Source organism: Achromobacter deleyi (assembly GCF_016127315.1).
GTDB lineage: Bacteria > Pseudomonadota > Gammaproteobacteria > Burkholderiales > Burkholderiaceae_B > Achromobacter > Achromobacter insuavis_A.
On sequence record NZ_CP065997.1, the window covers coordinates 5,303,349 to 5,315,552 of the forward strand.

Consider the following 12,204-nt stretch of genomic DNA (forward strand, 5'->3'; position numbering starts at 1 on the left):
GGCTTCAGCGCGCCGCGTCCGCCGCCAGGCTGCGCGGCGTGGTCGTGCCGTACTCCTCGTCCGCATAGATGCAGGCCGGCAAGGGCGACACAGAGCGGCCGCCCTGCTGCCACAGCGCTTCGAGCCAATCGGCCGCGGTGTCGGCAATGGCGTCCTGCACGCAGAAGCCGGGCTCGCGCCCGAACAGCGGCACCTTCGGTGACACGCCCTCTTCGCCGTGCACCACGTCGAACAGATGCCGATAGCCGTCGATGGCCTTGTTCAGCACGTACAGGTCGGGGCCGTCCAGGCCGATGACGATGGAAAACGTCCCTTCGCCGTCCTGGTCCGGAAAGATGCCGAACTGGATCTCGCGCGCCTTCTCGGGCAGGCGCGGAAACAGCTCCCGCAGGGTGCGCAGCGCGCCGTCGGTGTGGGCATCGAGCACGCGCCGCAGCGCTGCCTGGTAGTCTTGTTGGTTCATGGCGCCAGCTTAGCGGATCGAATCTATTTCTGTTATTTCTGTCTTGACAGAAATAACAGAAATACCTACAGTGGCCGCATGACACTCACACCGATCGCCGAACGCTTCATCCTCCACTGGGGCGAAATGGGCTCGCGCTGGGGCGTGAACCGCACCGTCGCGCAGATCCACGCCCTGCTCTACCTGCTGGGCCGCCCCGTGCCCGCCGAGGAAATCGCCGAGACCCTGGGCGTGGCGCGCTCGAACGTCAGCAACAGCCTCAAGGAATTGCAGGCCTGGCGCCTGGCCCGGGTGGTGCACGTCATGGACGACCGGCGCGACCACTTCGAGACCTCCACCGACATCTGGGAGCTGTTCAAGCTGATCGTCGAGGGCCGGCGCCAGCGCGAGATCGATCCCACGCTGACCATGCTGCGCGACACGCTGGCCAGCCCCGAAATGGCCGACGAGACCCCGCTGACCGCGCAGCGCGTGCGCGAAACGCTGGATTTCCTCGAGATCCTCACCACCTGGTCGGATGAAATGCTGCGCATGAAACCGGAGACCCTGATGAAGACGCTCGGCGTGGGCGCGAAGATCAGCAAGACGATGCGGCGCACCAAGGGCTGACGGCACGGCGGGACCGGGTTCCCGCTTTTTTTTGGCTTCTATATTTCTGTCTATACAGAAATATCAGAAATAAAAGAATCGAACAATGAAGACCCACGGAGGGCGGAATCCATGAACATCCTGGTATGCGGCGCGAACGGGTTCGTCGGCCGGGCGCTGTGCGAGGCGCTGGCGCGCGATGGCCACCGGGTGCTCAGAGGCGTGCGCCACCCCCGCCGGCAGGACGAGATCGCCGTGGACTACCTGGCCGACACGGCCCCCGCCCACTGGGTGGACCGCTTGCGCGGCATCCACGTCGTCATCAATGCGGTCGGCATCCTGGTCGAAGGCGGCGGCCGCGATTTCGACCGCATCCACCGCCGCGCGCCGATCGCGCTGTTCGAGGCCGCGCTGCGGGCCGGCGTCAGGCAGGTGCTGCAACTGTCGGCGCTGGGCGCGCAGCACGGCGACACGCCCTACTTCCAGAGCAAGCGCGCGGCCGACGACCACCTGCGCGCCTTGCCGATCGCGCATCACGTCCTGCGGCCGGCGCTGGTCTATGGCGCACAAGGCGCGTCGGCGCGCTTTTTCCGCGCGGTGGCGTCGTTGCCGCTGCACGTCCTGCCAGCGGGCGGACGGCAGGCGCTGCGTCCGATCCACGTCGACGAGCTGGCCGAAATCGTCGTCCGGCTGGTGCGCGGCACGGCCGACGCCCCGCCGGTGCTGGATCTGGTGGGCGGCACCGAAGTCACCTTCAAGCGCATGCTGGCGATCTATCGGCAGGCGTTGGGGTTCCCCGCCGCGTGGTCCATCGCCGTGCCCGGGGCGCTGATCGGCGCGGGCGCCGCGCTGTTCGATCGCATGCCGGGCTCGCTGCTGACGCGCGACACCTGGCGCATGCTGCGCGCCGGCAACAGCGCCGATGCGTCCGCCACGACGCGGGCGCTGGGACGGCCGCCCGCGGGACTGGAAAGCTTCATTCCCGCGGCCGAGGCGCCCGCGTTGCGCCAGCTGGCCCTGGCGGCCTGGCGCCCCGCCCTGCTGCGCGGCGCGCTGGCGCTGATCTGGCTCTGGACCGCCGTGTGCAGCGCCTTCATCTATCCGGTCGAAGGCAGCCTGGCGCTGTTGGCGCCCGTCGGCCTGCATGGGCCGGCGGCCATGGCGGCCCTGTACCTGGCGGCGGCGCTGGACGGCGCGCTGGGCATCGCCACGCTGTGGCGGCCCGGGCGGCGGCTATGGGCCGCGCAGCTCGCGCTGGTGCTGGCGTATTCGGCGGTGATCGCCGTCGCGCTGCCGGCCTTCCTGTGGCATCCCTTCGGCCCGCTCCTGAAAAACGCCGCCGTCATCGCGCTTCTGTTCATTCTGCTCTGCGAGGAAACCCGACCATGAACGCCTATCTCACGATCAAGACCCTGCACATCCTGTCGTCCGTCCTGCTGGTGGGAACCGGCTTCGGCACCGCGTTCTACCTGTTCTTCGCCAACCGCACCGGATCGGTGCCGGTCATCGCGGCGGTCTCCAAGCTGGTGGTGCGGGCCGACCTGTGGTTCACCACGCCGGCCGTGGTGGTGCAACCGCTGTCCGGCCTGTGGTTGGCGCATGCCGCCGGCTGGCACTGGAGCACGCCCTGGATCAGCCTGTCGATCGGTCTGTATCTGCTGGCGGGCGCCTGCTGGTTGCCGGTGGTCTGGCTGCAGCTCGAGATGGCCCGGATGGCCGCCCGCGCCCAGGCCGACGGCGCCGCCGCGCTGCCGCCGCGCTACTGGCGCTTTGCGCGCCGCTGGGAATGGCTGGGCTATCCGGCGTTCGTGGCAATGGTCGTCGTCTATTACCTGATGGTGGCCAAGCCGGCCTGGTGAGCGCGGCCGCAGGCGGACCACTTTGACGCAATTTCACTGAACCAGAACCGCGCGGCGATCCGGCGCGCGGCCGCCGGGTTACGGTGTTTCTCCCAGGAGCCGGGCTCGCGCCACGCGACGCGAGCCCGGCCCCGGCGCGAGGGCGGCTGGCGAAACGGTGTTTTCCCTCATGTACACAAAGTGTCCTGAAAGACACATTGCGTCCGACGACGCCGGCCCCTGCCGCCGCGCCGCCTATCCTGGGAGAGCACGCAGTGAACATTCCACGAATCCTTGGCGCCATGGGCCTGGCCCTGTTCAGCGCCCATGCGGCCCACGCCGGCGCCACCTTCGACACCGTCAAGAAGCGCGGCTTCGTGCAGTGCGGCGTCACCACCGACCTGCCCGGCTTCGCCTACACCGACAGCAAGGGCATCTGGCAAGGCATTGACGTCGACACCTGCCGCGCCCTCGCGGCGACGATGTTCGGCGACGCCACCAAGGCCAAGATCGTGCCGCTGACCACCCAGGCTCGTTTCACCGCGCTGCAATCGGGCGAGGTCGACGTGCTGACGCGCAACACCACCCAGACCATGACGCGCGACACGACGCTGGGCCTGATCGGCGCGGGCATCAACTATTACGACAGCCAGGGGCTGATGGTCCATACCGCGCTCGGCGTCAAGAGCGCCCGCGAACTGGGCGGGGCCACGGTCTGCGTGCTGCCCGGCACCACCACGGAGCTGAACCTGGCCGACTGGTTCCGCGGCAACGGGCTGGACTTCAAGCCGGTGGTGCTGGAGCGCTTCGACGAGATCCTGCGCAGCTTCGCCGCCGGCCGCTGCGACGCCATCACCGCCGACAAGTCGATGCTGGCCGCGACCCGCCGCAACCTCGGCGAGGCCGACCTGGCCATCCTGCCGGAGCCCTTGTCCAAGGAACCGCTCGGACCCATGGTCCGGCAAGGCGACGAGCAGTGGTTCAACACGGTCCGCTGGACCCTGAACGCACTGCTCGAGGCCGAGGAATACGGCATCACGCAGCAGAACGTGGACCAGCAGCTCAAGAGCGCCAACCCCAACATCCAGCGCATCCTTGGCGTGACGCCGGGCCTGGGCAAGAACCTGGGCGTGGACGACAAGTGGGCGTACCAGATCATCAAGCAGCTCGGGAACTACGGCGAGATCTACGAACGCACCCTGGGCATGCAGAGCGCGCTCAAACTCGAGCGCGGCATGAACGCCCTCTATACCCATGGCGGCCTGATGTACGGCTGGCCATTGCGCTGAATTTTCCCCCACCCGCCGCCACGCCGAGGAATCCGCATGAAAGAAGCACGCAACGCCCGCCCCGGGCTCCATTTCGCGACCCGGGCCATCCACCACGGCTACGATCCCGCCAACCACCAGGGCGCGGTGACCCCGCCGGTCTTCATGACCTCGACCTACGCGTTCGAGTCGACCGCCGATTTCGAGGCGGTGTTTTCCGGCGACAGCGACCGCTGCGTCTACGGCCGCCAGCAGAACCCCACCCAGCAGCTGCTGGAAACGCGGCTGGCGGCGCTGGAAGGCGGACAGGCCGCGCTCGTCACGGCGTCGGGGATGGGCGCGATCGCCTCGACCCTGCTGACCTTGCTGTCGGCCGGGGACGAGATCGCGGTGCACCACACCATCTACAACACCGCCAGCGCGCTGATGAACGAAGGCCTGCCGCGCTTCGGCATCAAGGTGGTGCGTGGCGACCTGAGCACGCCGCAAGGCACCGCGGCCGCCATCGGGCCGTCGACCCGGCTGGTGTATTTCGAGACTCCGATCAATCCGTCCGCCGAGGTGCTGGACATTGCCCGCATCAGCGCCGCCGCGCAGCAGGTCGGCGCGCGCGTGATCGTCGATTCGACTTTCGCCTCGCCGGCGCTGCAACGACCGCTGGAACTGGGTGCGGACCTGGTCATCCATTCGCTGACCAAATACCTGAACGGCCATGGCGACGTGCTGGGCGGCGCCGTCATCGGCGACCGCGAGACGATCGAGGCGATCCGCGCGGCGGGCACCAAGTACCTGACCGGCGCGACGCCATCGCCCATGTCGTGTTTCCTGGTGCTGCGCGGCCTGAAGACGCTGGCGCTGCGCATGCGGCAACACAGCGACAACGCCTTGGCCGTGGCGGAGATGCTGCGGGAACATCCGGCGGTGGCCAAGGTCACCTACCCCTTCCTGGCGGATTTTCCGGACCGCGAGATCGCGCGGCGGCAGATGTCGGCGGGCAGCGGCATGGTGTCGTTCGAACTCAAGGCCGGATTCGACGGCGTGGCGCCCCTGATGGACCGGCTGCGCGTCATCTCGCGCGGCATCAGCCTGGGCGACACCGATTCGCTGATCTACCACACGGCCGGCATGATCCGCGCAAGGCAACGGGTCAGCCCGGGATTGCGGCTGAGTCCCGGCGTGACGCCGGAACTGGTGCGCCTGTCGGTCGGGCTGGAGGACGCCCGCGACCTGATCGACGATCTGCGCCAGGCCCTGGCATGACCCTGGTCCGGCCGGCCCCGCGGCCGGTAATATCGGCAGTGGCAGCCATCGTCCGACCCATCCATGCCCCGCACCGCAAACCGCATCGAACTTCCCGTCCTCGCGCCCCTTGACCGGGGCGCGGGGCGGCTCGGCCAGCAACTGGCGCAACAGCTGCGCGACGCCATCCGCGGCGGCGCGCTGCGGCCGGGCGATCCGCTGCCTGCCACCCGCCATCTGGCGGCAGCGCTGAAGGTGGCGCGCGGCACCGTGGTCGAGGCCTTCGAGCTGCTGGTGGCCGAAGGCTGGCTGGCGTCGAAGGCCGGCGCGGGCACGACGGTGGCGCGGCCGCCGCCCGCGGATCCGCCCGCCGCATCCGCGGGCGCCGCCGGTTTCGTGCGACCGCTGCCGGCCGCCGCCGCGCGCTACGCCGCCGTCGCCGCGGCGCTGTATCCCTTGCCGGCCGCGCCCTTCGCCATTTCGGTGCCAACCGGGCCGGTCGCGCCCGACGACTCCTGGCGCAAGCTCAGCAACCGCGTGCGCGCCAGCCGTGCCGCCGCGCCCGCCGGCTATGCCGATCCGCAAGGGCTGCGGCCTTTGCGCGCCGCCATTGCCGACTACGTGCGCAAGGCCCGCTCGGTCGCCTGCGAGGCGGACCAGGTCGTCATCACCGCCGGCACGCAGCAGGGCCTGCACCTGGCCAGCGCCGTGCTGCTGGGAGAGAACGACCAGGCCTGGGTCGAGGATCCGGCCTACGTCGGCCTGACCGCGCTGCTGGAAGGCGGCGGCCGCGCCAGCCGCATCGTGCGGGTGCCGGTGGATGCCGAGGGCCTGCGCGTGGAGGAAGGCGTGCGGCGCGCGCCGCATGCCCGCGTCGCGTTCGTGACGCCGTCGCACCAGTACCCGCTCGGCATGCCGATGAGCATGGCGCGCCGCGAGGCCCTGCTGGCCTGGGCCCGCGCCCGCAATGCCTGGATCGTCGAGGACGACTACGACAGCGAACTGCGCTATGCCGGCCACCCCTACCCCGCCCTGCAGGGCATGGGCGGCCGTCAGGTGATCTACCTGGGCACGTTCAGCAAGATCCTGTTCCCGTCGCTGCGCATCGGCTACCTGATCGCGCCAGCCGATCTGGTGGCGGCATTCCTTGGAGCCCGCATCACGCTGGACCGGCATCCGCCCACCGCCGACCAGCACGTGCTGGCCGCGTTCATCGCCGAGGGCCTGCTCGACCGCCACGTGCGGCGCATCCGCCAGGCCTATTCCGACAGCCGGCTGGCGTTGATCGATTTGCTGCGCACGCACCTGCCGGCGGAACTGGCCCAGGTCCAGCCGATCGACCAGGGCGTGCACCTGCTGGTGTGGCTGCGTGCGGCCATCGACGACGTCGCCCTGGCGCGCCGCGCCGCCGACGCGGGCGTCGCGGTGCGGCCGCTGTCGGTCACCTACGGCGAGCAAGGCGGCCTGCGCCGGTCCGGCCTGATCCTCGGTTTCGGCGGCTATCCGGTCGACAGGATGACCCTGGCCGCGCAACGCCTGGCCAGGCTGATCCGCGACGCTGCGCGCCCGCGAGACTGACGGCCGCGGCTTGCCGCGGCGGCGCGTTGCCGGGCCGCCACGGCGAGCCGGGTTCAGTCGATCGCCGCGCCCGCCGTCTTCACGACCTTGCCCAGCCGGGTGTATTCCTCGGCGCCGAACTCGGCCAGCGACTGGCGCGTGGTCGGCGACGGGATCGCGCCGCGCGATTCCAGCGCCTGCTTGACTTCGGGACGCGCCAGCGCGCGGCCCACGGCGGCGTTGAGCTTGTCCAGGATGGCGGTCGGCGTGCCCTTGGGCGCATACAGCCCGTCCCAGGCAAAGAACTCGTAGCCCTTGACGCCGGCCTCGCTCATGGTCGGGATATCCGGATTCGAGCCTACCCGCTGCGGCGTGGTGACGCCCAGGGCCCGCAGCTTGCCCGCCGCGACCTGACCCGACACGTTCGGCATCACGTCGATCAGCAGCGAGATACGGCCGCCCAGCAGGTCCGTCATCGCCGCGCTGCCGCCCTTGTAGGGAATGTGCATGATCTTGACGCCGGCCATCTGGTTCAGCAGCTCACAGGCCAGGTGCGACGAGGTGCCGTTGCCGGCCGAGCCACAGGTCAGTTCGCCCGGGTGCGACTTGGCGTAGTCCAGCAGCTGCGCCAGCGACTTGAAGCGGTCGTCTGTGGCGTTGACCACCAGCGCCGCGGCGATCACGGTGAAGCGCGAGATCGGCTCGAAGTCGCCTGGCGCATAGCCGGGCGACTTGTACAGCCAGTGGTTGGTGGCCTGGGTGCCGTTGGTGCCATAGGACAGCGTGTAGCCGTCAGGGTTGGCGCGCGCGGCGATGGAGGTGCCGATGTTGCCGCCCGCGCCCGGGCGGTTCTCGACGATGATGGACTGGCCGAGCTCGCGCGACAACGGTTCGGCCACCAGTCGCGCCAGCGTGTCGCCACCGCCGCCGGCGGCGAACGGGACGACCAGCGTGATGGCGTGGGTGGGCCAGTCGGCGCCTTGCGCCAGGGCCGGGCCGGCCGCCAGTGACAGGCACGCGGCCGCCAGGCGGATCGAGGTCTTGAAGGGGGTCATGGTTTGTCTCCTTGGGGGTGCGGGACGCGCGTCCGCTGGTTTTGGTGTATCGGGCGCGCGGAATGAAAAATGGGTCTGGGGCGGTCTCCGGCCGGCCGGGTCACACAAAGCGGCAGCTGACCGCGCCAAGCGGGCCATAGTCCACGTGGAACGTGTCGCCCTGCTGGGCGAACACGGGCCGCGTGAACGAACCGCTCAGGATGATCTGGCCGGGCTCGAGCGCCACGTCGTAGCCGGCCAGCTTGTTGGCCAGCCACACCACGCCGTTGGCGGGATGATTGAGCACGCCGGCCGCCAGGCCGGTCTCCTCGATCACCGCGTTGCGCGACATCATCGCGCCGACCCAGCGCAGGTCGACCGCGTCAACGCGCACCGGCCGGCCGCCCATCACCACGCCGGCGTTGGCGGCGTTGTCGGCGATGGTGTCGAAGACCTTGCGCGGCCGCTTGCTGTCGGGGTCGATCTGGTGCGAACGCGCGTCGATGATCTCGAGCGCGGGGATCACGTAGCGCACCGCGTCCAGCACGTCGAACAGCGTCACGCCGGGGCCCTCGAGGCGGCGCTCCAGGATGAAGGCCAGCTCGACCTCGACGCGCGGCACGATGAAGCGGTCGCGGGGGATCTCGGCGCCGTCCTCGAACAGCATGTCGTCCAGCAAGGCGCCGTAATCCGGCTCGTCGATCTGCGACGACAGCTGCATGGCGCGCGAGGTCAGGCCGATCTTGTGGCCGACCAGCCGGCGGCCGCCGGCGATCTTGGCCGCCACCCACTCGCGCTGGATGGCGTAGGCGTCGGCGATGGTGATGTCGGGATGTTCCAGCGACAGCTGGCGCACCTGGGTACGGCTGCTTTCCGCCTGGTCCAGTCGCTGGGCCAGCCTCTTGATGGTCGCGGCATCCATGGGATTTCCTTGGGGTGTCATGGGATTTTCCGGCAGGGTTTCGGCAATGTCATTCGGGCGGCAGATGGCGCCGGCTGCGCTTTTCCGCCAGCAGCCAGTCCTGGCCGCTGGCGCTCAGCCGGTCCTGGCAGTCGCGGATGGCGACCAGGCGCGGCGCCCCGCCCTGCACCTGCGGATCGCTGTCGTAGGCGGTCAGGAAATAGCCCACCGCGGCCTGCGAGCCACTGTGTTCGAGCACACGCAGGTTGGTGATGACATGACAGGTGGTGCGCTGCGGCGGGCGCGCCTCGAGAGCCGCCAGCACTTCGCGCGGCCCGGTCAGCAACTGGCCCTGGCGCAGCCAGGTGCCGTCCGGCGCCATCAGCGCGGCGGCGGCCTTGTGGCGCCGGGTATCCAGCGCATGGAAGAAGGCCAGCACGACCGCCTCGCAGGCGGCCTTGACGTGTTCGGTCTGCATTCGGTTCTCCATCATGGTTCAGCCGATCCGGGCGCTGGACAGCGGCGCGTCGGCACGCGCCAGTTGCGCCGGGTCCACCTGGGTGCCCTGGGCGATCCATTGGCGCAGCTGGCGCAGGTCGCGCGCCGCGTTCACCGCCACGGCGCCGACGACGCGGCCGCCCTCGTCCAGCGCCACCGACAGCAGCGCCCGCGCATCCGCCTGGGGCCGCAGCACTTCACATTCGGCCCGCGCCGGAAAACCGGCGATCTGCACCATGGCGTCGTATTGTTCCGACCAGACCGCGCCGCTGGGCAGGTACGGCTGGCCGGCATCCAGCGCCGACAGCGCCGCCGCCGCGCCCTGGTCCTGCGCGTTCTGCCAGGATTCGAGGCGGATGGGGCCGCCGCCGGCGGGCGCCGCCACCGCCACGTCGCCCGCCGCCAGGACGTCCGGCGCCGAGGTGCGGCAGTATTCGTCGACCAGCACGCCGCGTTCGCAGGCGATGCCGGCCTCGCGCGCCAGGGCGTCGTTGGCCTGCATGCCGACCCCCAACACCACCGCGTCGGCCTCCAGGCGGCCGCCGTCGGCCAGCTCGGCCACGCAGCCGCCCTCGGGCCGCGCATGCACCGCGCGCAGGCTGGCATTCAGGCGCAGCGTCACCCCTTGCGCGGCGTGCAGCGCCGCCAGGTGGGCCGAGACGCCGGGCGGCACGCTGCGGGCGCACAGGCGCGACGCCTGCTCCAGCACCGTGGTGGCGCAGCCCGCCTGGCGCGCGGTGGCGGCCACTTCCAGGCCGATCCAGCCGCCGCCGGCGATGACGATGCGACGGCCGGGGCCCAGGCGGGCGCGCAGGCGCAAGGCATCGTCGCGGGTCCGCAGCACATGGACGGCGCGGCCGTCGGCGCCGGGCAAGGCCGGCACGATGGGCCGGCCGCCGGTGCACAGGATCAGCTTGCCGTAGTCGAGCACGGCGCCATCGGAAGTCTCGACCTGATGGCGCTCGGGCCACAGCCGGGTTGCCGCGACGCCGGGCCGGAACGTGATGTCCAGCTCGGCCAGCTTTTCGCGCGAGAACAGCTCGGTGCTTTCGGGCGCGGCCTGGCCGCCCAGCACCGCCTTGCTCAAGGGCGGACGCTCGTAGGGCGCGTGCGGCTCGTCGCCCAGCAGCACGATGCGGCCGGCGTAGCCGTGGCCGCGCAACGTCGCCGCGGCCCAGCCGCCCGCCTGCCCCGCGCCGACGATGACGATGGCGCCCGCGCTCACGCCGCCTCCGGGCTCAGGTAGATGGTGCCGGCCTCGACCCGCACCGCGTAGCGCCGCAGGTCGGTGGTGACCGGCGGGCATTGCGGCTTGCCGCTGCGGATGTCGAACACGCCCTGGTGCAACGGGCATTCGATGGTGCCGTCTTCCATATAGCCGTCGGCCAGGCTGGCGTTGCCGTGCGGGCAGCGGTCCTGGGTGGCGCAGATCTCGCCCTGCAGGTCGTACAGGCAGACCGCTTCGCCCTCCAGCGCGACGCGCAGCGTGCCGGTGTCGGGGGAAATGTCGCCCACCTGGGCGACCGGAATCCAGGTGTCCATGATCACAGCCCCATCGCGTTGCGGTAGTAGTCGTAGAACGAGCGGATCAGCACCTCGGTCACCATGTAGTCGGCCGGCTCGGTGTCGCGGCCGCCCATCTCGACGATGCCGCGCGCCTCGGGATAGCCGGTGACGCCGATCTGCACCTGGTTCAGCATCTCGCTGTCGTCCATCGAGACGAAGCCGGCCGGCCCCAGCAGGTTGGCGTGCTTCAGGCGCAGGCGGGTCATTTCCTCGTCGTCGTCCTCGTAGCCGTAGTAGGTGAACACCAGTTCGTGCTCGGTCGGGCTGCGCGGGATCACGTGGCGGGTCTTGAGCGAATTGGCCTGGATGCCGAACTGGGCGGCGGGAAAGACCCAGGCGCCGCCGACCCGGCCGCGGTTGAATTCGGCGCGCGGGGTCACGGTTTCCAGGTCGAGCAGCTCCAGGTCGTCGCGGAAGCGGCTCATTTCGCTGGTGGCCTCGGTCTTCTTCTTGCCCTCGTTGTGCGACACCATCACGCTGTGCGCGCCGCCGCCGGTGGGAATGCACTCGGACTTCGAATCCGCGCGCCACAGGCCGAAGGTGATGTAGAAGGTATGCAGCAAGGTAGCGTGGTACGGATCCTTCAGGTTCTCCAGGTACATCTTCCAGTTGCTGGGGATCAGCTGGCGGCTGTAGCCCAGCAGCTTGAGCTTCTTGCCCGGCAGCATGTGGTCGATCTCGGCCAGCACCTCGGCGCCGCAGTATTCCTCGAAACTGGGCGCATCGTCGGCGAACGTCGCCCAGATCGAGCCGCCGCGATTGACGCTGCGCAGTTTGCGGATGCCGTTCTGCTTCGGATCGAAATCGCGCGGCATGCCGCCCTTGCCCATGGCGCCGCGGCGGAACGGCACGCCCTGCAGGTTGCCGTCCAGGTCGTAGTTCCACTGGTGGTACGGGCAGGTGAAGTCGGTCACCTGCCCGGTGTTCTGCCAGCAGATCTGCGCGCCGCGGTGGGCGCAGCGGTTCTCCAGCACGTTGATCTCGCCGCTTTCGGTGCGCACCATGACGACCGGGCGGTTGCCGATCCAGTTGCGCTTGTAGCAGCCGGTCTCGGGCACTTCGCACTCCAGGCCGACGTAGTTCCAGGTGCGGCCGCCGAAGAACACGTCCATTTCCTTCTGGAAGATGGCCGGATCGGTGTAGACCCAGTTGGGAATGCGCGTGTAGCCCTCCTTGGGCCAGCGGCGCTCGAGATGGATGGGGGCCGCGGCGGGAGCGTCCAGCACGGCGGAATCGGAACAGGTCATGGCGG

13 protein-coding genes are annotated in these 12,204 nt (G+C 70.0%); 6 read left to right on the plus strand and 7 right to left on the minus strand.

Going from position 1 to position 12,204, the window contains the following annotated elements:
- Window positions 1–4: 4 nt before the first annotated feature.
- The gene (locus I6I07_RS23855) at window positions 5–463 is read right to left on the minus strand and encodes a DUF6389 family protein (RefSeq protein WP_198483991.1); all 459 of its coding nucleotides are present in this window, start codon (window positions 461–463) and stop codon (window positions 5–7) included.
- Window positions 464–541: 78 nt separating this feature from the next.
- On the opposite strand from I6I07_RS23855, the gene I6I07_RS23860 reads away from it, so the two are divergent.
- The 6 genes from I6I07_RS23860 (at window position 542) to I6I07_RS23885 (ending at window position 6,974) form a co-directional block, all read left to right on the plus strand.
- Window positions 542–1,072, plus strand: a complete 531-nt coding sequence (locus I6I07_RS23860; RefSeq protein ID WP_006394990.1) for a GbsR/MarR family transcriptional regulator — start codon at window positions 542–544, stop codon at window positions 1,070–1,072.
- A gap of 111 nt (window positions 1,073–1,183) precedes the next feature.
- Complete coding sequence (locus I6I07_RS23865; RefSeq protein ID WP_198483992.1) at window positions 1,184–2,440, plus strand: SDR family oxidoreductase; 1,257 nt, start codon at window positions 1,184–1,186, stop codon at window positions 2,438–2,440.
- Window positions 2,437–2,910, plus strand: coding sequence for a DUF2269 family protein (locus I6I07_RS23870; RefSeq protein WP_061071241.1), 474 nt, complete (start codon window positions 2,437–2,439; stop codon window positions 2,908–2,910). Before I6I07_RS23865 ends, I6I07_RS23870 begins: the two co-directional genes overlap by 4 nt.
- A gap of 281 nt (window positions 2,911–3,191) precedes the next feature.
- Complete coding sequence (locus I6I07_RS23875) at window positions 3,192–4,178, plus strand: amino acid ABC transporter substrate-binding protein (RefSeq protein WP_061071242.1); 987 nt, start codon at window positions 3,192–3,194, stop codon at window positions 4,176–4,178.
- 36 nt (window positions 4,179–4,214) lie between these two features.
- Complete coding sequence (locus I6I07_RS23880; RefSeq protein ID WP_198483993.1) at window positions 4,215–5,417, plus strand: trans-sulfuration enzyme family protein; 1,203 nt, start codon at window positions 4,215–4,217, stop codon at window positions 5,415–5,417.
- A 63-nt stretch (window positions 5,418–5,480) separates the two neighbouring features.
- Complete coding sequence (locus I6I07_RS23885) at window positions 5,481–6,974, plus strand: PLP-dependent aminotransferase family protein (RefSeq protein WP_198483994.1); 1,494 nt, start codon at window positions 5,481–5,483, stop codon at window positions 6,972–6,974.
- A 53-nt stretch (window positions 6,975–7,027) separates the two neighbouring features.
- Here the strand turns inward: I6I07_RS23885 and I6I07_RS23890 are convergent, their stop codons facing one another.
- The 6 genes from I6I07_RS23890 to I6I07_RS23915 form a co-directional block, all read right to left on the minus strand.
- Window positions 7,028–8,008: a Bug family tripartite tricarboxylate transporter substrate binding protein gene (locus tag I6I07_RS23890; RefSeq protein ID WP_198483995.1), complete on the minus strand. Its 981-nt coding sequence runs from the start codon at window positions 8,006–8,008 to the stop codon at window positions 7,028–7,030.
- 100 nt (window positions 8,009–8,108) lie between these two features.
- The gene (hpaH, locus tag I6I07_RS23895) at window positions 8,109–8,909 is read right to left on the minus strand and encodes a 2-oxo-hept-4-ene-1,7-dioate hydratase (RefSeq protein WP_198483996.1); all 801 of its coding nucleotides are present in this window, start codon (window positions 8,907–8,909) and stop codon (window positions 8,109–8,111) included.
- Window positions 8,910–8,958: 49 nt separating this feature from the next.
- Complete coding sequence (locus tag I6I07_RS23900; RefSeq protein WP_232625711.1) at window positions 8,959–9,366, minus strand: nuclear transport factor 2 family protein; 408 nt, start codon at window positions 9,364–9,366, stop codon at window positions 8,959–8,961.
- 18 nt (window positions 9,367–9,384) lie between these two features.
- Entirely contained in the window at window positions 9,385–10,611 is a 1,227-nt protein-coding gene (locus I6I07_RS23905; RefSeq protein WP_198483997.1) for an NAD(P)/FAD-dependent oxidoreductase, read from the minus strand.
- Window positions 10,608–10,928, minus strand: coding sequence for a non-heme iron oxygenase ferredoxin subunit (locus I6I07_RS23910; RefSeq protein ID WP_035361513.1), 321 nt, complete (start codon window positions 10,926–10,928; stop codon window positions 10,608–10,610). The genes I6I07_RS23905 and I6I07_RS23910 overlap by 4 nt, the downstream gene beginning before the upstream one ends.
- Before the next feature lie 2 nt (window positions 10,929–10,930).
- Window positions 10,931–12,199: an aromatic ring-hydroxylating dioxygenase subunit alpha gene (locus tag I6I07_RS23915; RefSeq protein ID WP_198483998.1), complete on the minus strand. Its 1,269-nt coding sequence runs from the start codon at window positions 12,197–12,199 to the stop codon at window positions 10,931–10,933.
- Window positions 12,200–12,204: the final 5 nt, after the last annotated feature.